The sequence below is a fragment of the Enterobacter cloacae complex sp. CARB60 genome, from assembly GCF_036487345.1.
In the GTDB taxonomy this organism is placed as follows: domain Bacteria; phylum Pseudomonadota; class Gammaproteobacteria; order Enterobacterales; family Enterobacteriaceae; genus Enterobacter; species Enterobacter asburiae_D.
In genome coordinates this window covers 780,018-801,297 of the sequence record NZ_JAZKLC010000002.1, presented here as the reverse complement: position 1 = coordinate 801,297, position 21,280 = coordinate 780,018, and the positions used below count along the sequence as shown (strand labels likewise).

15 protein-coding genes are annotated in these 21,280 nt (G+C 56.3%); 3 read left to right on the top strand and 12 right to left on the bottom strand.

What is annotated here, in order from left to right; translation table 11 throughout:
• Positions 1 to 17: 17 nt before the first annotated feature.
• The 12 genes from recD to rppH form a co-directional block, all read right to left on the bottom strand.
• Positions 18 to 1,838 carry an exodeoxyribonuclease V subunit alpha gene (gene recD, locus V4835_RS04935; RefSeq protein WP_331411352.1) on the bottom strand — a complete coding sequence of 607 codons (1,821 nt, stop codon included), beginning with the start codon at positions 1,836 to 1,838 and terminating at the stop codon, positions 18 to 20.
• Positions 1,835 to 5,377 (bottom strand): exodeoxyribonuclease V subunit beta, encoded by a 3,543-nt coding sequence (gene recB, locus V4835_RS04930; RefSeq protein WP_331411350.1) that lies wholly within the window; start codon positions 5,375 to 5,377, stop codon positions 1,835 to 1,837. The genes recD and recB overlap by 4 nt, the downstream gene beginning before the upstream one ends.
• Positions 5,374 to 8,256, bottom strand: coding sequence for a pitrilysin (ptrA, locus tag V4835_RS04925; RefSeq protein WP_331411348.1), 2,883 nt, complete (start codon positions 8,254 to 8,256; stop codon positions 5,374 to 5,376). Before ptrA ends, recB begins: the two co-directional genes overlap by 4 nt.
• A 138-nt stretch (positions 8,257 to 8,394) precedes the next feature.
• Entirely contained in the window at positions 8,395 to 11,769 is a 3,375-nt protein-coding gene (gene recC, locus V4835_RS04920) for an exodeoxyribonuclease V subunit gamma (protein WP_331411346.1), read from the bottom strand.
• Positions 11,770 to 11,781: 12 nt separating this feature from the next.
• The gene (locus V4835_RS04915) at positions 11,782 to 12,105 is read right to left on the bottom strand and encodes a prepilin-type N-terminal cleavage/methylation domain-containing protein (protein ID WP_063144700.1); all 324 of its coding nucleotides are present in this window, start codon (positions 12,103 to 12,105) and stop codon (positions 11,782 to 11,784) included.
• On the bottom strand, positions 12,090 to 12,491 hold the full coding sequence (locus tag V4835_RS04910; RefSeq protein ID WP_331411343.1) for a DUF2509 family protein: 402 nt from the start codon (positions 12,489 to 12,491) through the stop codon (positions 12,090 to 12,092). Before V4835_RS04910 ends, V4835_RS04915 begins: the two co-directional genes overlap by 16 nt.
• Positions 12,488 to 13,048: a prepilin peptidase-dependent protein gene (locus V4835_RS04905; protein ID WP_063144698.1), complete on the bottom strand. Its 561-nt coding sequence runs from the start codon at positions 13,046 to 13,048 to the stop codon at positions 12,488 to 12,490. Before V4835_RS04905 ends, V4835_RS04910 begins: the two co-directional genes overlap by 4 nt.
• Positions 13,042 to 13,503, bottom strand: coding sequence for a prepilin peptidase-dependent protein (locus tag V4835_RS04900; RefSeq protein WP_331411341.1), 462 nt, complete (start codon positions 13,501 to 13,503; stop codon positions 13,042 to 13,044). Before V4835_RS04900 ends, V4835_RS04905 begins: the two co-directional genes overlap by 7 nt.
• Positions 13,504 to 13,687: 184 nt before the next feature.
• Positions 13,688 to 14,482, bottom strand: a complete 795-nt coding sequence (gene thyA, locus V4835_RS04895) for a thymidylate synthase (protein WP_014885081.1) — start codon at positions 14,480 to 14,482, stop codon at positions 13,688 to 13,690.
• Between the two features lie 6 nt (positions 14,483 to 14,488).
• Positions 14,489 to 15,364 (bottom strand): prolipoprotein diacylglyceryl transferase, encoded by an 876-nt coding sequence (lgt, locus tag V4835_RS04890; protein ID WP_023309046.1) that lies wholly within the window; start codon positions 15,362 to 15,364, stop codon positions 14,489 to 14,491.
• A gap of 193 nt (positions 15,365 to 15,557) precedes the next feature.
• Positions 15,558 to 17,804, bottom strand: coding sequence for a phosphoenolpyruvate--protein phosphotransferase (gene ptsP / locus V4835_RS04885; protein WP_023309047.1), 2,247 nt, complete (start codon positions 17,802 to 17,804; stop codon positions 15,558 to 15,560).
• Positions 17,805 to 17,816: 12 nt separating this feature from the next.
• The gene (rppH, locus tag V4835_RS04880; protein ID WP_013098553.1) at positions 17,817 to 18,347 is read right to left on the bottom strand and encodes an RNA pyrophosphohydrolase; all 531 of its coding nucleotides are present in this window, start codon (positions 18,345 to 18,347) and stop codon (positions 17,817 to 17,819) included.
• Between the two features lie 683 nt (positions 18,348 to 19,030).
• Between rppH and mutH the strand changes: the two genes are divergently transcribed.
• The 3 genes from mutH to V4835_RS04865 all read left to right on the top strand — a co-directional run bounded on the left by mutH (position 19,031) and on the right by V4835_RS04865 (position 21,242).
• Entirely contained in the window at positions 19,031 to 19,723 is a 693-nt protein-coding gene (gene mutH, locus V4835_RS04875) for a DNA mismatch repair endonuclease MutH (protein WP_063144696.1), read from the top strand.
• Between the two features lie 128 nt (positions 19,724 to 19,851).
• Positions 19,852 to 20,070: a YgdI/YgdR family lipoprotein gene (locus V4835_RS04870; RefSeq protein ID WP_008499668.1), complete on the top strand. Its 219-nt coding sequence runs from the start codon at positions 19,852 to 19,854 to the stop codon at positions 20,068 to 20,070.
• Positions 20,071 to 20,201: 131 nt separating this feature from the next.
• The gene (locus V4835_RS04865) at positions 20,202 to 21,242 is read left to right on the top strand and encodes an NADP(H)-dependent aldo-keto reductase (protein ID WP_038417288.1); all 1,041 of its coding nucleotides are present in this window, start codon (positions 20,202 to 20,204) and stop codon (positions 21,240 to 21,242) included.
• Positions 21,243 to 21,280: the final 38 nt, after the last annotated feature.

Below are 21,280 nucleotides of genomic sequence, written 5' to 3'. Positions count from 1 at the left end.
CCGGCGAGGGCTTTCGTTCAGAGGGACTCAAATATCGCGCTCAGCCCGCTTCGGCGTTCCGTACGGGTGGCGATCGCCTGCACCAGCACCCTTTCATCGGTATACAGCGACAGGCGCTGACGCGCGCGCGTAATGGCGGTATAGATCAGCTCGCGGGTAATGACGGGTGAAAGCTGCGTGGGCAGGATCAGCGCCGCATGGTTAAACTCGGAGCCCTGAGATTTATGCACCGTCATCGCCCAGGCGGTTTCATGCTCGGGCAAACGGCTCGGCTGGAAAGACTTCACGCTCCCGTCAGGCATCTGGAACCAGACGCGCAGGCCCTGACCGCAGTCGAGCGCAATCCCGATGTCCCCGTTAAACAACCCCAGCGCGCTGTCGTTGCGGGCGATCATCACCGGTCGCCCTTCATACCAGCGCGAGTGCGGGGTACGGTTAATTTTGCGTTTTTGCGCCAGCAGCTGTTCCAGCCTGTCGTTAAGACCCCGGACACCAAAGGGGCCTTCCCTCAGCGCACAGAGCAGCTGATACTCGCCAAACGCGGCAATGACCTGCTCCGGCGTACTTTGCTGTTGTACGCCCGTCAGAAAGCGCTGGTACCCCTGCAGGGCATCGTCAAGCATCGCCTGATACTCTTCCCCGCTTTGCAGCGATTTTTTCTCAATATCCGTAAAGGTTCCGTCAAATACCGCCGTGGTGGTGCGCCGGTCGCCCCGGTTCACCGCTGCCGCAAGCTGGCCGATGCCGGAGTCGCTGCCGAAACGGTAGCTTTTTTGCAGCAGACACAGGCTGTCGCGCAGCGCCCCTGCAAGCGAATGGTTTTCAGAGGTGAGCGAACATCCGGTGAGACGGGCCAGCTCCTGAGCGCGCTCAGCGGTATATCCCAGGCTGGCATACGTGCAGATATCACCTAATACGGCCCCGGCCTCTACGGAGGCAAGCTGATCGCGATCGCCGAGGAAAATAACCCGCGCGTGCGGCGGGAGCGCATCGATCAAACGCGACATCATCGTCAGGTCAATCATCGACGCTTCATCCACCACCAGAACATCAAGGTGCAGCGGGTTACCGGCATGATAGCGCAAACGCTGGCTACCCGGCTGTGCGCCAAGCAAACGGTGCAGCGTGCTGGCTTCATTGGGGAAAAGCGCAAGCTGATCCCCGGTTAGCGGCAGTTTTTGCAGCGCGCCGCCTAACGATTCCGTCAGACGTGCCGCCGCTTTACCGGTGGGGGCCGCCAGGCGAATACGGCACTTTTGCTCACCCGATAGCTGAATCAGGGCAGCAAGCAGTTTTGCCACTGTGGTCGTTTTCCCGGTGCCCGGGCCGCCAGAAATCACCGAGATCCGTCGCGTTAAGGCCACGGCTGCCGCCACTTTCTGCCAGTCAGTCTCGTCGTCAGAGATAAACAGCGTATCCAGCGTTTGCCGGAGCTGTGCTTCATCGCAGGGAAGCGGGGCGTTAGTCTCGCTGAAAAAGCGCGCTACCGTCAGTTCGTTACGCCACAGCCGGTTAAGATACAAACGCTCGCCGACAAGGATCATTGGCGTCCCGGTATCGTCGCCGCTCACGGCAGGCGAGCCGAGTAGTATTTCCTGCCAGTCCACTTCGTCACCCAGCAGGGCGAAACACGCCTGTAAAGCCGGAGGCATCTTCTCATCCACCGCCAGACGCGACAGCGGCAGACACACGTGCCCCTCCCCCGCGTCTTTGCTTAGAATGGCGGCGGCAAGCATGACGGCAGGCTCCTCACCTGCCACCATCATGGCAAACTGCACATCCAGGTGGCGCAGTAATCGTTGTTCAACCGCGTCCAGCAGTAGCGCCTGCATTGTCATGCCACCTCCTCCGTGCTTGCAGCAAACAGGTTATCCATTTTTTCAATCAGTTCCGCAGCCGGACGCGTACTAAAGACGCCGGAACGCGGGTCGTTAGCATCCACTCCGCGCAGGAACAGGTAAATTACGCCGCCGAAATGCGCGTCGTAGCGGTAATCGGCCATGCGATGACGCAGGTAACGGTGCAGCGCCAGGGTATAAAGCTGGTACTGCAGATCGTAGCGATGCATTTGCATGGCAGAGGCCATCGCGTCCTGCGTGTAGGCTTCGCTGCTTTCACCCAGCCAGTTCGATTTGTAATCCAGCAGGTAGTAGCGCCCTTCGTGGCGGAAAACCAGGTCGATAAAGCCTTTGAGCATCCCCTGCACCTGGCGGAAGTTCAGCGGCGGGCACCCGGCGGATAACGGATCGTACTCGCGGATCAGCGCATCAAGCGCCTCGGCTCTGAGCGGGCTGGCGATGGGGAGATAAAACTCCATCTCCACCTGCTTATCTTTGGCGGTCAACTGGCTCAGCGAGATCCCCTGCGCCGTGAGCGGCGCGTGCAGTACAGCGCGGATCCAGTCGGTGAGAACCGGCTGCCACTGAGCGTCGTAGCCGCCACTCTGTAACATCTTCAGCACCCACTCTTCGGAAACCGGCTGGGTAAAATCCAGCTCTTCAAACAGGCTGTGCAAAAACGTGCCCGGCGAGGCGCCGCGCGGGAACTGGTGCGGCGTAAGCACCGGCTCAGCGGGTACGCTACCGGCTCCTGCGGCATCCACGTCCAGTTTTGGCATCAGATCCTGCGCAATACTCTGCCCGTGCTGTTGTAAACCGGAGTAGCTGGTGACGCGCCAGTCGTCGGCAATGGTACGCACAACCTGGCGGGCATGGAGCGCTGACTCACGCAGCTCCGGCATCTGCCAGCGGCTATTGTCGGGCTGCGACGGAATATGCAGGGCAACATGCTGTGTGCAAAGTGATTCGATACACTGGCGCAGGCCCGCCGCGTCTTTGGGTTCGCCGTGCTGAATAAGCCGCCCCAGCGCGCTCAGATGAAAATCGCTCTCCCCGGTCTTTTCGCCACGGCGACGGAACAGAGGCGCAACGCCCAGGCTGCAGTGCCAGATCGAACGGGTCAGCGCCACGTAGAGCAGGCGCAGGTCTTCCGCCAGACGCTCGGCCTCTGCCAGCTCAACGCTGGACTCCGCGTTGCTGAGATCGAGCACCGCCTCAAAAGACTCGCGGTCGTGGTAAAAGGCCTGATCCTGGACGCGGTAATTGGCAATAAACGGCAGCCAGACCAGCGGATATTCCAGGCCTTTCGATTTGTGAATGGTGACGATCTGCACCAGATGTTTATCGCTCTCAAGGCGCATCTGCTGGCTGGACGAATTGCTGTTCGGGTCGGCAATCTGCTGCGCCAGCCAGCGTACCAGAGCGTGCTCGCTCTCCAGCTGCGTACCCGCTTCCTGTAACAGCTCGCTGATGTGCAAAATATCGGTCAGCCGGCGCTCGCCGCCCGCTGTCGCCAGCATATTCTCCGCAATGTGGCGCTGAGCCATGAGCTCGCGCACCATCGCCATGACCCCGCGCTTCTGCCATTTTTCGCGGTAGCGAACAAACTCTTCCACCACGGCATCCCATGCGGCTTCGTCATTGTTAAGCGCATCAATGTCACGCGCATTCAGCCCGAGCATAGCGCTGGCTAATGCGCTGCGCAGCATGCTTTCCCGCTCCGGGGCCAGCACGGCCTGCAGCAGCCATAGCATCTCCTGCGCTTCCAGCGTTTCAAAGACGCTGTCGCGGTTTGAGAGGTAGACGGAGGGGATATTCAGTAGCGTCAGGGCGTCGCGGATGAGCGCGGCCTCCTGACGGCTGCGCACCAGTACCGTAATATCAGATGCCTTTACGGGGGTGGGTTGATCCCCCTTCCACAGCAGCGCTTCACCGCGCGCGCCCGCACTGAGCCAGTCACGGATTTGCGCGGCACAGTGCTGGGCCATGGCGTTTTGATAGTCGGCAACGCCGCAGCCTTCCCCATCCAGCAACCAGAAGTTCATGGCAGGCTGCGTCTCGCCGTTGAACTCGAAGCGCAACGAGGCATTTTTCTCGGCGAATTTTACCGGCTGAAACGGGATCTCCCGGAACATAAACGCCGTATCCATGCGGCTGAAGAGCGCGTTGACGCTTTCCACCATGCCGGGAGAGGAGCGCCAGTTGGTGTCGAGAGTGTAGTGCGCGTCAACTTCGCTGCGGGCTTTCATATAGGTGAAAATATCCGCACCGCGAAAGGCGTAAATGGCCTGTTTCGGATCGCCTATTAACAACAGCGCGGTGCCGGGCTGCTGGCGCCAGATACGGCGGAAAATGCGGTATTGCTGAGGGTCGGTATCCTGAAATTCGTCAATCATCGCCACCGGGAAACGGGTGCGAATGGCGGCGGCAAGCGCTTCGCCGTTTTCACTGCACAGCGCCGCATCGAGGCGGCTCAGCATATCGTCGAACCCCAGCTCACCCCGGCGGCGTTTTTCACGCGCGACGGCTTCGCGAATTTCCGTCATGGCGCGAGCGATCATCAGATCGTTGAGCGTTAAGGGCTCAGCCAGCAGGGTTTCAATCGCCACAAACAGGGGATGCTCAGGCACAATGCCGTCGGCTTTGGTCCGCTCAACCAGGAAACGTCGGGAAAATTTTTCCAGCGCGTCCGGGAGCTGATAGCCTCGCGTCTCTTCCTGCGCCCAGGCGCTGATCTTGTCGATCCATTTACCCTGATTGCCACGGTTAAACTTGCGTCGGTCAATCCCGGAATTTTCGATGATTGCGTCAATCTCGCCGACGGACTCAATCCATTTTTGCTTGATGTCGGCAATCTGCGCGATGATTTTTTCATGCCGTGAGGCCAGCGTTTCATCCGCAGGCGGCGGGGATTTGATGACCGGCGCTTCCCCCTGCAGATAACGATCGATAGCGCGCAGCAGCGCCTCCGGGCCCTTCCACAACGCGTGTACCGCTTCGGCGATATCGCGCGGCAGCGGGTAGCAGTGGCGACGCCAGAAATCCGCGCAGGCCTGATAGCGAAGCACGGATTCATCTTCAATAAGCTGCTGTTCAAACAGCATGCCGGATTCAAACGCATTCAGGCTCAGCATGCGCTGGCAAAAACCGTGAATGGTGAAGACGGACGCTTCATCCATCTGCCGTTCGGCGAGGAGCAGCCACTGGGCTGCCTGTTGCTTATCGGCAATCTCTTCCAGAAGGCTCGCGTAGAGAGGGTTATCCGTGCTCTGACGCAGACAGGCGATGCGCAGCTCGTGGATATTGGTACGAATACGACCCCGCAGCTCAGCGGTGGCAGCCTCGGTGAAGGTCACCACCAGCAGCTCTTCCACGCTCAAAGGGCGTGGAAAAGCCGCGTTGCCGCCAAGCCCCAGCAGCAGACGCAGATACAGGGCGGCAATGGTGAAGGTTTTTCCCGTTCCCGCTGAGGCTTCAATCAATCGTTCACCCTGCAGAGGTAAACGTAAGGGATCAAGGGACTCAGCGGTATCGGTCATTCTTTCTTACTCCAGGGCATAGATTGCTGCAGCGCGCTGACGCTCTTCCAGACTTTCCAGCCTTTCGGGTTCACGTACTCCGTTTTCCCGTTCTGGCTACCGGAAACCTGGGACAGAATGGTCATACCCTGCGGCTTAATGACCGCCTGATGGAAGAAGTCGGCAACCGTCTGCGGCGTCAGCTGTTTTATCTCGGCCACTACTTTATCACGCGAATCAAATTTCAGATTACCGCGATCGAAATCTTTGCTCAGCTGCGAGGCCTCTTCACCCAGCGTTTGCGGCGGCTGCATCACCTGCGCGATGACGGCCTGCTGGATCTGGGCAAACTCTTCCGGCTTCATGGCGCGCAGTTTTGCTTCCACCTGCGGGAAGAAGGCCTGGTAACGCTGCCAGAGATACGCCGGTTGTTTATCGCTGCTTTGCAGCAGGAAACTCAGACCCCACTGTCGGCCTACGTTCATGGAGAAGGCAAACACCGCGTAGCCAAGCTGCTCTTCTGTACGCAACTGGTTATAGAACCACGGCTGAATAATTTGCCCCAGCACGGCACTCTGCGCTGAGCTGGCGAATTCATCATAGCCCGTTGGCACAAACACTGCGGCCAGCGCGGAATCCGTGCTGTTACCCGCCTTTTCAAAAATCACATTCTGTTTTTTCTCAACCAGCACGTCCTGGTTGCGGCACCACTCGTCGCCCTTCGAACCGAGCTGAGTGCGCACATTCTCCGCCAGCGTTTTGGCCTGATCCTCACTCATGTTGCCGACGATCAGGAACTCCGGGCGCGTGTTGGTTTTCAGCGCGTCACGGTAAGCCAGCACGTCTTTTAAGGTGATCGAAGGCAACAGCGCGCGGCGGTCTTCACGCTGGAAATAAGGAACTTGCGACAGCATTTGCGCTGGCATAAGCGCCAGATCGTAGGCTTTACCCTTCTCCGCAGAATCCATCATCTGCGCATACCACGATTTGGCCTGCTCAAGCTGCTCTTCCGTCGGCGTGTAGCTGAAATACCCCTCCAGCAGTGCCTGGAACAGCTGAGGCAAACGCTGGGTATAGCCGTTTGCATTGAGCATCAAACCGTTGTTGGCGTTGGTGGAGAAGCTGATGCCGCCCACGGCCGCCTGGTTGCTAAGCTGATCGAGCGCAATCCCGGCGAGATAGTCATTGAGCGCGAACATCACCTGATTTTTAGCGCTATTCATCGCTTTCGGGTTACGCAGCACCACGCTGACATCGGCCTTTGGCTCGCTTGCGAAATAGCGGCTTGGGGTATACACCACGCGCAGCGTCGGCTCATCAATGATGAGCGCCGGGTGCGGGTAATCTTGAGTCGTTTTGATCAGCGAGAAGTCATCCGGAATATAGGGGTTCAGCTCCGGCAGCTTCAACGCAATCTCCCCGGCCTTCTTCTGCCAGTCGGTGAAGGTCTGCGCGCTGATTTTGTCTACCTGATAAGGGGCATCGACAAAATATGCCGTCTTGTTATGCGGTTCGTTCGGGCTGATGTACCAGATGCGGGCATTCTCCGGCGTCATCATCGCCAGGCGGGCTTTTACCGCCTCGGCGTCATACTGGTCGGCAATATTCACCGCGTCGAGGGTGTGTTCCACCGGCACGCGGATCATGGTATCCGCCAGCCACTCAACGTAATCCATGTCGCGGGTAATGGACGGGTAACGGAAATCGAGATCCAGCACGTGGGCGAGCTCATCAAAATAGCGCTTATCGACGCCTTTCTCACGCAGTAAAGAGAGGTAGCTGAAGATCGCCGCCACCACTTCATCACGGTTTGCCAGCCCTTTGTCGGTCAGGGTGGCGGAGATCGCCAGCACGCCGCTATTGCCGTTCACAACCGGATCGGAATCGGCGCGAATACCTTCCACCAGCCCCTGTTTTTGCAGCCAGTCAGAAAGCGTACCCGGGCTACGGTTACCTATCAGGTAGGTCACCAGCTCATCGGTTTTACTGCGAAACTGTGCGGTGTTGTTATCAATGCGGAATTCTACGCGCAGCACTTTGCGCGGCATTGCCGGCACGTAGTGGATAACGATCCCTTTTTGCGCGTCCGTGACAACCGGTACGTCTATCTGCGGCAGGTTGATATTTTTATTCGGCACCCGGCCAAACGTTTTAGCCGCCATGCCTGCCAGTTCTGGCAACGGTTTATTGCTGTAGATGACCGCTTTCATCAGGTTGGCGGAGTAGTATTTATCGCGAAACGCGTGCAGGGCATCAAGCACCGGGCTGTTCGGTTTGTCGCTTAACGTCTCCAGGTTACCGCCGGAGAAACGCGAACCCGGGTGCGCAGGGTTGATGGTTTCAGCGCTGACCTGGGCCATGCGCATACCGTCTCGCGTGCGGGCCATGGTCAGCTCGGCATTCACCGCATTGCGTTCACGATCGGCATATTTTTTATCCAGCAAGGGGGCGGCGATGGAATCAGCAAGGCGATCGACCGCGCCTTCCAGCGCATCATTTTCGACTTCAAGATAAAAGGCCGTGCGGTAAGGTGCCGTGCTGGCATTGTGGCTGCCACCATGCATTTTCAGAAATTCGGACAGGCTATCTGGCTGCGGGTATTTTTTTGACCCCATCAGCGTCATATGTTCCAGATAGTGTGCAAGCCCAGGATGAGCGTCAGGATCTTCCAGCGATCCAACCGGCACCACTAATGCCGAAAGGGATTTCACCGCCTGCGGATCGGAAACCAGCAGTACGGTCATGCCGTTATCAAGACGAATAGCCTGATATTGACGGGTATCTTTTTCGCTTTTACGAATAGTTTCCTGAACGGGTTGCCAACCGGAGTCTGCCTGAGTGACAGGTGCCCAGAGGGCGACAAACAAAACAAACGCTTTAAACAAGGTGCTGCCTGGCATTACGACCTCTTTATCACGGCTACATCATTAACACATTGCGTGCTGGACACGCCAACATCTCTTTATTGGGTACATCAGTCCGTGATAAGAAGTGCATCATAAATGAACACCCCATACTGCGCAATTTTTATACAGCGCTCAGGACTGATTAAATTTAAACAACGGCAGCAGGTAGCGCTGCGCCTCTTCCGTGATAGCCTCGAAGTACTCTGGCTCAAGCGTTCGCCATAAGCGTTGATACCAGACATCTTCACCTTCGCCACGCACCATCATGTTACCTTCATAGGCCTGCAAAAATTTACTGCGTGCTTTCTGCAGCGAAGACTCATCCGTTAACATCGCATCATTCTGCACGTCATAACAGGCTTTTATCCACGCACCGCCACTTTCCGGCAGTAACAGGAGCGGTTTGTTCATTCCCTGACGGTAGCCCTCAATATACAAAGACAGATACCGTAACGCCTGCTCAGACTCCATCGGCGGGAAGCGCCATTCGCCCTCTTTGCGCACGAAAATCCGGCTTTCACCTTTATGACCACCCGCACTGTAGACAAGATGTTCCAGCCAGAGTTGCAACCCCTGTGAAACGCTCAGCATAGAGGGTCGCCAGCGCAGCAGCCCGTCCGGCTGAACCTGGGTTAACCAGCCCGTGAGCTCTACGCCATTGCAGTTGAGATCGATTTCAATACTTTTCCCCGGCTGCCGACACGCTCTCACCCGCTCTGCCAGGGCGGTCATCTCCTGACACTGCGCCTCCCAGACAATTTCCCCGAACGCCCCATAAGGCAACTGCCCTGCAGCACGGTAGCGACGGTAAAGTTGGTCAGCATCTTCCTCTTCAACCAGCGCATTCAGCAGCTGGAGGTTTAGCTGATAGCGCTCCAGCCCTTCCAGCGTAAAAGGCTCTGCATCCGGAATTTCGCTCTCTTCAGAACGGAAGTTGACCTGCAATCGTTGCCGGAAGAAGGCCCGTACCGGATGCGCCCAAAACCGCTGAAGCTGTTCGAAAGTCAGGGTTTTAGTGGGTAGCGGGTCAAGCTCCTGAATAAAATCGGTATGTGCATTCCCCTCCTTTTTCGCCGCCGGTAGCCACTCCTGTGCATAGCTCTGGCGCTCGCTGGCCGTGTAGTTCACCGGGTCAAACGGCATGCGGCTGTGGAAACAGGTGATATGGGCTTTCACCCTCTGCTCGCTTTCATCGCAGTTGCGCTCTTCATCGCCCGGCAGATAGTGACTCTGGCCGATATAGTCCACCAGCTCCTGCACCAGAACGGAGGGGAAACGCTCGCTGTTATCCTGAATGGAACGGCCGATATAGCTGATATAGAGCTTATTCTGGGCAGAAATGAGCGCCTCAAGGAAGAGATAGCGGTCATCATCACGGCGGCTACGGTCGCCCCGCTTTGGATTTGCGCTCATCAAATCAAACCCCAGCGGTGCCAGCGCGCGCGGATAAACGCCGTCGTTCATGCCAAGCAGACAGACCACTTTAAACGGGATAGAACGCATTGGCATCAGGGTGCAGATATTGATGGGGCCCGCCAGGAAACGCTGGCTGATTCGCTCCTGGTCCAGCCGCTGCGTCAGCTCATCCCTCAACAGCGACAGCGGGATGGCCTCCTGATAGTGGGAATTCACGCCTTCGTCGATGATAGCCTGCCACTGCGTTTCAATGAGTGCCATTGCCGCTTCGGTGTCACCGTCTGGCAGGAAGAAATCATTAAGCAACGCCCTGCAAACCGGAAGCCACGCGTCAAGCGGACGCGGCTGCAGCAGCTCGTGTCGCCAGCGGTTAAGCTGCATCAGGAGTGACGCTAAATGCCCCACCAGTTCAGCAATTAACCCGCTGGACTCATCATAAGGCAGCACCTCGTTCCACTCGCCCTGGCTGCTCTCCATGGCGTAGCCCAGCAGCATACGCGTCAGGCCAAATCGCCACGTGTGCTGCCCGGTTGGGGGAAGTTCGAACTCCTGAACGTTATCGTCATCGATCCCCCAGCGAACGCCAGACTCATTCACCCACTGGCGAAGGTAGCGCAGGCCCTCTTCATTGATGTTGAAGCGTGCAGCCAGCACGGGAACATCCAGTAACGCCAGGACATCTTCGGAGATAAAGCGGCTATCCGGCAGTGAAAGCAGAGTGATAAATGCCTGCAATGCCGGATGCGACTGGCGGGCACGACGGTCAGAGATAGCGTAAGGCAGGTATCGCTCGCCCGTCGCACTGCCAAAGACGGCCTGAATAAAGGGACTGTAGCTGTCGATATCCGCCACCATCACCACGATATCGCGTGGCGTCAGTTCGGGATCGTCCTGCAGCATCGCCAGCAGCTGGTCGTGAAGCACTTCGACCTCACGCTGTGGGCTATGGCAAACATGGATCGTGATGCTGCGATCGTCAGCGTCCAGCTTCCGCTTGCTGTCGCTGCGTTCGAACTCGTTCGCCGTCACGCCCATCACGGCACGGTTTTCCAGATCCAGAATATCCAGCTGAATATGATGAAGCATGCTATCGGGGGCAATCTCGACAAAGGCGTCCACGTCGCCTTCACCTGATGAAGTGATGTCTGAAAGCATGTGAATGTAGTCACGCCCCAGCTTCCCCCACGAGGCAAGCAGCGGATTGGGCAGATTCTGGATTCCTTCTTCATCGAAAAGCTGCCCGGCAGTCGAGCCGTCTTTGAATAGCGGAACGGAACGTTCTTCAAAAAGGCGCTTTCTTTGGCGGGTAACCAGCCGGGCAAGCCAACGTTCGTCGAGGATATCCCCCCAGTATTGTCGGCATGGGTTGGTAAACAAAATATGGATATCAATATGCTTGCCCAGCGCATCCAACGCCTTCAGATAGACGGGGGGTAATGCGGATATCCCGCAGATAAAGACGCGTGACGGCAGTCGGGCCGGGCGCTCTGACGCATTTTCAAGTATCGAGATGAACCGATCGTACAGATTGGCACGGTGCCACTTCGGCTGGCCAAGTTTCTCAGTATGATCTACCAGCGCTTTCCACAGCGGTGCCTGCCATATTTGCGCCTCCGGCAACCCTTCAATCAACTCGCCCGCTTCCCAACGAATTAACCAGTCAGAACGGTAAACAAGGTATTGGTCGTAGAGATCGGCGGTGCGCGACGCCAGCTGGAACAGCTTGCGCTTATCGGTATCGTCATTGAGGTAGTGGCGCAGCATGGCGAATTCATCGCGCTGCAGCATGTCCGGCAGCAGCGCCATCAGCTTCCAGCTCATGCTCTGCTTGTTGAAGGCGCTCTGCTCCGGGATGTCCGGCAATACGCGAACGAACATGTCCCAGATAAAGCTCGCGGGCAGCGGGAAATCAATATTCGCGGCTATGCCAAATTTACGGGAAAGCGACATTTGCAGCCACTGTGCCATACCGGTGCTCTGCACCAGCACCATTTCGGGCTCAAAAGGATCGTCAAGCCGCTCGCGCTCAACGATAAACTCCATCAGTGCTTCCAGCACATCCAGACGATTTGAGTGGTAGACCCTTAACATAGACGCTCCCGACTACTGGCTAACCGGGCAATGCAGACGCGTTATCTCACCGCGCCGCCCCAGAGGAGAAATAAGTGTAACCGTGATGCTGACACATCCTGCGTGCGTTGTCTGCCCCCGACTGGCCTGCCAGCCTGCGGGGAGAACATTTGTTGAGAGCTGAGACTGATTCCAGGCATGGTGCCAGAGCTGGCGATACTGGTTAAACACGCTAAACCGCGCCGCCAGCGCCCGGTGATAACCCGACAGAGCCGTCACGACGATTACCAGCAGCATCATCGCCAGCAGGACCTCCACCATGCTAAACCCTTTTTCTCTGCTCACGGCAGCTGACATAACGCGCTCTCCTTAAGGGGACAAAAATCACTCCAGCCGTGAGGCGAAAAGCGTACTTTCCCGTCGATTATCTCTCCCGCACGCCAGAGCAACAGGTCGATGTCTCCGGCAATCAGCAGCACACGCCCCTCACTCAAATGGCGCAAACACACTCGCCACGCCGATGTCTTTTTGCACTGAACCTGTGGCTCTGACGACCAGCTCTGAACCCGTCCCCACTCAAGCGCGGACTGTACCGTCGCCTGCTGCTGAAGCGAGCGGCTCTCGCCGCCAACGAGCGCGCTAAACGTTGTCAGTTGCTGATTGAGCCCCGTGAGGATCAGGGTACCGAGCACCAGTAAAAGCAGAACCAGCGCCAGCGAAGACATTCCGCGCTGACGGTTCACAGGTTGTACCCCGTGACCGTATACACCGCCTGCCAGGGCTCCCCCTGCCCGCCTTTACGTATCGCGGCCAGTTCGATATTTACCTCTGGCGCAAAACCGGCATGTTCCACTTTCCTCACCACAAAATGCGCGATCGTAAGCCTGTCCGGGTCCGTGAGCTTTTCCCATCCTTTTCCTTCGCACGACGTCGCCCCACGCTGGGTTTCCAGCGCCCCCGATTCCAGACGAAAACCGGTGCTGTCATTTTCTGATGCCGTGTTATCCCAGTTGCCGTTACTGTTGGCATCCCACCGCACGATGACGCAGCCTCCAAGCCTCGCGGTCACCAGCGCCTGTCCCTGACAGTTTCCGGCACAGTACCCCGCACGCTGAAGCTGCTTGCCAAGGGCAAACAGGTGTTGCCAGACCTCTTCCTCCAGCTCTCTCTGGCCGGATTGCACTAAGACCGCCCGCTGCAAGCCGGGTAAAAAACGCGATGCGCTTATCAGCAAAAGGCTGCTAATCGCCGTGGCAATCAGAACTTCAGTCAGTGAGAAACCGCGCTGCCTCATCAACATGAACCTCCCTCCGAGACCTTACACATCCTGATGCGTCCTCCATTTGAGACGATAATCAGCCATGCTCCTGCACGGCTTTGAACGCGTATCCGCCCCGCCCATGCCGTATCCCTTAATCCAAAGAACGCCAGCGACGGCGTGACCTCACTGACCTCGACCTCAGGCCAGAGCGGAATCAGTACAAAGGGACTGCCCTTCTCACAGCCCTGCACGGCAGAGCTCACCAGACAGTCCCGCCCCCCCACCTGCTGACGGGTAATTTGATGGTCGCGGTTGTGGCGGTTGGCATGGTTGCGCAAAAACAGCAGGTAATCTCGCACCTGGCTGGCGGTTTGCCACAGCCGCTGCTGCCGTTGCCAGCTGTCCCAGCCGTACAGGCCTGAGGCGCTGAGGATAACGACAAGCGAAACCGCGACCAGCGTTTCGATAAGCGTAAAACCGTTCTCTTTTTTCATACCGGGAGTGTGGCGAAGCGCCGTGAAGATGACGAGCGACGGATCCTCTTTTTACGAGGCGTTATCCGGAGAATGGGGAGAGTTGCAGCGCGTTGCACGCTTTGTGGATAACGCCTCGGGAAACGGGATAAAGGCAAAAAAAAACCGGCGCTAAACAGCACCGGTTATGTCACGCTTTATCGCATCAGATAGCGACGGGCGCTTTAATGCCCGGATGCGGGTCGTAGCCCTCAATCTCGAAATCATCAAAGCGGTAGTCGAAGATTGATGCCGGTTTGCGTTTGATAATCAGCTTCGGCAGCGCACGCGGTTCGCGGGTCAGCTGGAGATGCGTCTGTTCCATATGGTTGCTGTAAAGATGGGTATCCCCACCGGTCCAGACAAAATCACCCACTTCCAGGTCGCACTGCTGCGCCATCATGTGGACCAACAGCGCATAGCTGGCAATGTTAAACGGCAGGCCGAGGAACACGTCACAGGAGCGCTGGTAGAGCTGACAGGAAAGCTTTCCATCCGCCACATAGAACTGGAAGAACGCGTGGCATGGTGCCAGCGCCATTTTATCCAGCTCGCCGACGTTCCAGGCGGAAACGATGATTCGGCGCGAATCCGGATCGTTTTTCAGCTGGTTCATCACGGTGGTGATCTGGTCAATATGGCGGCCATCAGGCGTTGGCCATGCGCGCCACTGCTTGCCGTAAACCGGGCCCAGGTTGCCGTTTTCATCTGCCCATTCGTCCCAGATTGAGACGTTATTTTCGTGCAGATACGCAACGTTGGTATCGCCTTGCAGGAACCAGAGCAGTTCATGAATGATCGAGCGCAGGTGGCAGCGCTTTGTCGTCACCAGTGGGAAGCCTTCTTGTAGATTGAAGCGCATCTGGTGGCCAAAAATGGAGAGCGTACCGGTACCGGTGCGGTCGTTTTTCGGCGTGCCCTCATCGAGCACTTTTTTCATCAATTCAAGATACTGTTTCATGGTTCCTCAGGAAATTTGTTGCTGTGGACGACGACGATACGCCCAAATCATCATAATGGCACCCGCGACAATCATCGGAATGGAGAGGATCTGCCCCATGCTGATGTACTGTACCCACTCGCCGGTAAACTGCGCGTCTGGCTGACGGAAGAACTCGACGATAATACGGAATGCGCCGTAGCCGATCAGGAACAGGCCGGAGACAGCGCCCATCGGACGCGGTTTGCGGATAAACAGGTTGAGGATGATAAACAGCACCACGCCTTCCAGCGCCAGCTCGTACAGCTGAGACATATGGCGCGGCAGCACGCCGTAGGTATCGAAAATGGACTGCCACTCCGGATGTGATGGCAGCAGCGCGATATCTTCTGCGCGAGAGCCCGGGAAGAGCATCGTGTACGGCACGCTCGGATCGACGCGGCCCCACAGCTCACCGTTGATAAAGTTGCCCAGACGGCCAGCGCCGAGACCAAACGGGATCAGCGGTGCGATAAAATCTGATACCTGGAAGAAGTTGCGTTTGGTCCGTTTGGCAAAAATTACCATTACCAGGATCACCCCAATCAGGCCGCCGTGGAAGGACATGCCGCCGTCCCAGACGCGGAACAGATAGAGTGGGTCATTCAGGAATACCGGGAAGTTATAGAACAGCACATACCCAATACGGCCACCGAGGAACACGCCGAGGAAGCCCGCATAAAGCAGGTTTTCAACTTCGTTTTTAGTCCAGCCGCTGCCCGGACGGCTGGCGCGACGGCCAGCGAGCCACATGGCAAAAATGAACCCCACCAGGTACATCAGACCGTACCAGTGAAGCGAAACAGGTCCTACTGAGAAAATGACCGGATCAAATTCCGGAAAATGCAGATAACCACTGTTCATCTGTCACCACAAGATGTTGTTATTCCGCTGAAAGTGGCCAGCGGTAGAAATGCGATTCTGCTGTAAGCAGAGGCTCCAAAGTTGCGAATCATAGCACAAGGCGGGCGCGGGGGATGCGCCAGAGATGTAAAAGATGTGTATAGGGTTTGATGCGCGCTGGCGCCCTCACCCACAGGGAGAGGGCGAAAGACGATTAGCGGCCACCGCGGATCAGGCCGCCCATACCGCGTCGTTCCATAAACGCCGCGACCTGATGACGAACCTCAGCGGCCAACTGCGCGTCAAGGCTGCGTTCAGCCAGCTCGCGAGCATCATTGATGTCGATATGCCGCAGCAGGTATTTCACGCGGGCGACCGCGCGACCATTCATCGACAGATGGCGGTATCCCAGACCAATCAGGATTGCAACACACATGGAATCCCCGGCCATTTCACCGCACAGGCGTAAATCAATGCCGTACTGTTCCGCTTCACGGGCAATCATCGCTAACGCGCGAATAATCGCCGGATGCAGGCTGTCGTAGATACTGGCGACGCGGGTATTGTTACGGTCAACGGCCAGGATATATTGCGTCAGGTCGTTTGTGCCGACAGAGATAAAATCAACACGGTTTGCCAGCTGCGGCAGCATAAAGACCATAGACGGCACTTCAAGCATCACCCCGATACGGGGTTTCGGGATCGCGTAGCCGATCATCTCTTCCACCTCACGGCCCGCACGTTCGATCAGTCGCCGGGACTCGTCGATCTCATCAATGCTGGTGACCATCGGCAGTAAGATGCTGAGATTGCCCGTCGCCGCGTTGGCGCGCAGCATCGCACGCACCTGGATCAGGAAGATCTCCGGCTGGTCGAGCGTAATGCGGATCCCACGCCAGCCCAGGCACGGGTTTTCCTCGCTGATCGGCATATAGGGCAGCTGTTTATCCGCCCCGACGTCCAGCGTTCGCAGGGTGACAGGTTTGTCGTTAAACATCTGCAGCATGCCCTGATACTGCGCCACCTGCTCCTCTTCCGAGGGGAAACCGCTCTGCAGCATAAACGGAATTTCAGTACGGTACAGGCCAATACCGTCGATGCGGCTGCCAAGCTTTTCCTCATGCTCAGGGCTTAAACCGGCGTTGAGCATGACTTTAATCCGCTCACCGCTCTTCAGCTGTGCGGGCAGGTTAACGTCATCTTCCGCCAGCTTGCTTAATTCATTCTCTTCGCTGATAAGACGCTGGTATTCCTGGAGCAGAACCGGCTCAGGATCGACCAGCAGCTCACCGCGATAGCCGTCAACCACCAGCGTACGGCGGTGCAGTACCGACGGCTGAATATCCGCCCCCATAACGGTAGGAATACCCAGTGCGCGCACCATAATGGCGGCGTGGGAGTTGGCGGCACCATCGCGCACCACCACACCGGCCAGCCTGTCCTGAGGCAGTTCAGCCAGCGTCGTTGCCGATAGTTCATCGGCGACCAGAACAAACCGTTTTGGCCAGGCATTCGGCCCCTGAATGGTGTCATCAAGATGGAACAGCAGGCGCTGTCCGAGAGCCCGAAGATCTCCAGCCCGCTCTTTCAGGTAACCGTCCGTCAGTGCCGCAAATTGGTCGGCAAATTTTTCGATGACCTTCTTAACCGCCCATTCTGCGACCGAGCCTTTGTCCACTTCTGCAAACAGCTCACGACGCAGACGCGCATCGGAGAGCAGGTGCGAATAGAGGTCGAAGATGGCCGCCGTCTCTTTTTGTGCGCCTGCGGCAAAGCGCTTGCTGTAACGACGAAATTCATTCGCCGCCTCTTCCAGCGCGGCGGTAAGACGCTCGCGCTCAAGCGCTTCATCAAGCGTTGAGGCTTCGTAAACCTGCTCCATTAGCGGCAGGGTGGCGTCCATCCAGCCTTCCGCTATCGCGACGCCTGGCGAGGCAGGAAGGGCACGAATGCGCGTATGGCGATACTGACCAAAGAGCGCGGCAAGCTGGGACTGAGAGAGGATCGCCGCCATCTGCGTGGCCAGCGTGACGAGGAAAGACTCTTCGCTTTCATCGTACTGACGTAGCTCGCGCTGCTGGACAACCAGCACGCCGAGCAGCTGGCGACGCTGGATAATCGGCACGCCAAGGAAAGCGCGGAAGCGCTCTTCTTTTACGGAAGGAATGTATTTAAAGCTGGGGTGTTTTTGCGCGTCAGCAAGGTTGATAGGTTCAGCCAGCCGGCCAACCAGACCGACGATACCTTCATCAAATGCCAGCGTTACGGTGCGTCCACGTGGTTTTTTCAAACCACGGGTCGCCATCAGGTAATAGCAGCGCCGATCGTGGTCGGCCAGATACACCGAACAGACCTCGGTCTCCATCGCAAGACAGATGTCAGTGACCAGAATATTCAGCGCCTCGTTCAGACGCGGAGCACTGGCCACCTTCTCGACTATTTCTCGCAAGCGGGTGAGCATGATTTGCGTAGCTTAACCTCTTTTACGTCGCCATGCAGGTGCGCTCTGCGGCTTAGGCGGGATCTCCTGAAGCTGCATTACCACACTTGCAAACTCTTTCATCACCCTACGGTAAACATCGCGTTTAAATGACACGACCTGACGAACAGGATACCAATAGCTCACCCAGCGCCAGCCATCGAACTCCGGCGTACTGCTGGTTTGCATATTGATGTCTGAATCGTTGCCCACCAACTGCAACAGAAACCACTTCTGTTTCTGGCCGATACAAACCGGCTTTGTGTCCCAACGCACCAAACGTTTCGGTAACTTGTAACGCAACCAGTTGCGGGTCGAAGCCAGGATGCGAACATCTTTTCGGCTTAAACCGACCTCTTCAAAAAGCTCCCGGTACATCGCTTGTTCTGGGGACTCTCCTGGATTGATCCCGCCTTGCGGGAACTGCCAGGAGTGCTGACCATATCGCCGGGCCCACATTACCTGGCCCTGACGATTACAAATTACTATTCCTACGTTCGGGCGGTAGCCATCGTCATCAATCACCGGACTACCCCAAACTAAACCTTATATATGAATGATTGTTTCACACTACAGGGAGGCGGTAAACCACTCTCTTACAGGGCTGCAGCCTAATAACATTTGAATAACTCACAAATAAGTGCTGAGTTATGAACAGATGAGCGTCAGTGAAGGGAATTTTATTCACCTTTTCTGTGGATATAGTTGTGAAGAAGTGTCTGATTACCGATGAACAACCTCAAACAACGCCGTGCCCCCTTTTTTACCGTGATTAAATAATGTAATTATTTTCATATAGTTAAATGCATTACCATGAACATAAAACAGAATAGCGTGACGATCGTCACATCAGGGATCGTCGTGCTGATGAAAGATCGAACAGCGTCGGTTTTATCCACAGATTGTGCCAATAAGTTAGTCACAATTTGTTTGAAAATTCGATTTTCATCGCACGTCAAGGCTGTAAATTGAAACAGTAGTCAGGGTTATGCCCAGTTATCCCATTTTTCTGTGGATAACATGGTGTAAGATCCTGTTCATTGTCAGTGACCAGATTTGAACAACCTGTTTTATGACACAGATGGAACGATTTTAAACCCATAAAAAAACCTATAAATCATAGACATGGAATATTGGTACAGAAATAGTTAAACTCTATCCACAGGGGACAATTTCTTCGTTCGTTTTTTAATCAAAAGGTTATCTTCATGCATCCGCTTACACCCTTGCTCTCACCGCCGTCCAGCGAGGGCCAGTTGCTCCAGCAGGCACAGCGACTGGCAGGCTTTTCGCTTGGCGAGCTGGCGGCAATGGCCGGGCTTCAGATCCCGAAGGATCTCAAGCGGGATAAAGGCTGGATCGGCATGCTGCTTGAGCTGTGGCTGGGCGCCAGCGCAGGGAGCAAACCCGAGCAGGATTTTGCAGCACTTGGCGTGGAGTTAAAAACCATCCCTGTAGACCGCCAGGGCAAGCCCCTTGAGACCACCTTCGTCTGCGTTGCGCCATTAACCGGCAACACCGGCGTGACGTGGGAAACCAGCCACGTTCGCCACAAGCTGAAGCGCGTGTTGTGGGTACCGGTTGAAGGTGAGCGTCAGATCCCCCTGGCTGAGCGTCGCGTTGGCGCGCCGCTGCTCTGGAGCCCGAACGACGATGAAGAGCATCAGCTGCGGCTGGACTGGGAGGAGCTGATGGACATGATTGTGCTTGGGCAGGTAGAGCGCATCACCGCCCGACACGGAGAAGTATTACAACTGCGCCCGAAAGCGGCCAACAGTAAAGCGCTTACCGAGGCAATCGGCGCGCGGGGCGAGCCGATACTGACGTTGCCGCGCGGTTTTTATCTCAAAAAGAATTTCACCGGCGCACTCCTGGCACGTCATTTCCTGTTAAAAACATAGTTTTTTACTTATTTTGAGAGCTCTCAAACATAATCGACTGCTTTTTAAGATTTTACCGCTTCCTCAAGTCGCCATATCGGGTTATTACTAGATTATGATTTGATACGCGCCAGATGAGGACGATAACGATGAAAAAATGGGCAGTGTTAGTTTCTGCAGTCGGTTTAGCGTTTGCCGTATCGGGCTGTAGCAGCGATTACGTTATGGCGACAAAAGACGGTCGGATGATCCTGACCGACGGCAAACCCGAAGTCGACGATGATACCGGTCTGGTCAGCTACCGCGACCAGGAAGGCAATAAAATGCAGATCAATCGCGACGAAGTATCGCAAATTATCGAGCGATAAACAGAGAGAGGTCAGTCGCTTGCTGGCCTTTTTGATTTTTTTCTTCCCCTTTTGCTTCCCCTCTGCCATGTTTATATTCCTTTGTCGGGCACGCCCTGACGCGGTCTATAAGTCTACTGAGGAAGCCGGCTATGCATTATCACCGTATCCCCCACAGCGCTCTGGAAATAAGCCAACTGGGGTTGGGCACGATGACATTTGGTGAACAAAACAGCGAAGCCGATGCCCATGCACAACTCGATTACGCCGTCAGCCAGGGGATCAACCTGATTGATGTCGCGGAGATGTACCCTGTTCCGCCACGTCCGGAAACGCAGGGGCTTACCGAAACCTACGTCGGTAACTGGCTGGCAAAACACGGCAACCGTGAAAAGCTGGTGATTGCCTCAAAAGTCAGCGGTCCCGCGCGCAACAACGATACCGGGATCCGCCCGAATCAGATCCTCGATCGCAAGAATATCCGCGCCGCACTGGACGCCAGCCTGAAGCGCCTGCAAACCGACTACCTCGACCTGTATCAGGTGCACTGGCCGCAGCGCCCAACCAACTGCTTTGGTAAGCTCGGCTACAGCTGGAATGAGAGCGCCCCCGCCGTAACGCTGCTGGAAACGCTGGAAGCGCTGACCGAGTGCCAGCGTGCGGGAAAAATTCGCTACATTGGCGTCTCTAACGAAACGGCCTTTGGCGTAATGCGCTATCTGCACCTTGCAGATAAACACGATCTGCCGCGTATCGTCACCATCCAGAACCCTTACAGCCTGCTTAACCGTAGCTATGAGGTGGGTCTGGCCGAAGTGACGCAATATGAAGAAGTGGAACTGCTCGCCTATTCCTGTCTCGGCTTTGGCACGCTGACGGGAAAATACCTGAACGGCGCGAAGCCGGCCGGGGCGCGAAATACCCTTTTTAGCCGCTTTACCCGCTACAGCGGCGAGCAGACGCAGAAAGCCGTTGCAGCCTATGTGGATATCGCAAAACGTCACGGTCTTGACCCTGCGCAGATGGCTCTGGCCTTCGTGCGTCGTCAGCCGTTTGTTGCCAGCACTCTGCTGGGCGCGACCACGATGGAACAGCTGAAAACCAATATTGAGAGTTTCCATCTGAACCTGAGTGAAGAGGTGTTAGCGGAGATTGAAGCGGTGCATCAGGTATACACATACCCGGCGCCGTAATAAAAGCAAAACGGCAACGCACGTTGCCGTTTTTAGGG

Excerpts from the sequence above, each read along its gene's own strand:
- V4835_RS04905 (WP_063144698.1), bottom strand. The coding sequence starts at position 13,048 with ATGTTGATGAGGCAGCGCGGTTTCTCACTGACTGAAGTTCTGATTGCC.
- thyA (WP_014885081.1), bottom strand. The coding sequence starts at position 14,482 with ATGAAACAGTATCTTGAATTGATGAAAAAAGTGCTCGATGAGGGCACG.
- V4835_RS04865 (WP_038417288.1), top strand. The coding sequence starts at position 20,202 with ATGCATTATCACCGTATCCCCCACAGCGCTCTGGAAATAAGCCAACTG.
- ptrA (WP_331411348.1), bottom strand. The coding sequence starts at position 8,256 with ATGCCAGGCAGCACCTTGTTTAAAGCGTTTGTTTTGTTTGTCGCCCTC.
- recD (WP_331411352.1), bottom strand. The coding sequence starts at position 1,838 with ATGACAATGCAGGCGCTACTGCTGGACGCGGTTGAACAACGATTACTG.
- V4835_RS04915 (WP_063144700.1), bottom strand. The coding sequence starts at position 12,105 with ATGTCAGCTGCCGTGAGCAGAGAAAAAGGGTTTAGCATGGTGGAGGTC.
- recB (WP_331411350.1), bottom strand. The coding sequence starts at position 5,377 with ATGACCGATACCGCTGAGTCCCTTGATCCCTTACGTTTACCTCTGCAG.
- mutH (WP_063144696.1), top strand. The coding sequence starts at position 19,031 with ATGCATCCGCTTACACCCTTGCTCTCACCGCCGTCCAGCGAGGGCCAG.
- lgt (WP_023309046.1), bottom strand. The coding sequence starts at position 15,364 with ATGAACAGTGGTTATCTGCATTTTCCGGAATTTGATCCGGTCATTTTC.
- V4835_RS04900 (WP_331411341.1), bottom strand. The coding sequence starts at position 13,503 with ATGAAAAAAGAGAACGGTTTTACGCTTATCGAAACGCTGGTCGCGGTT.
- ptsP (WP_023309047.1), bottom strand. The coding sequence starts at position 17,804 with ATGCTCACCCGCTTGCGAGAAATAGTCGAGAAGGTGGCCAGTGCTCCG.
- recC (WP_331411346.1), bottom strand. The coding sequence starts at position 11,769 with ATGTTAAGGGTCTACCACTCAAATCGTCTGGATGTGCTGGAAGCACTG.
- V4835_RS04870 (WP_008499668.1), top strand. The coding sequence starts at position 19,852 with ATGAAAAAATGGGCAGTGTTAGTTTCTGCAGTCGGTTTAGCGTTTGCC.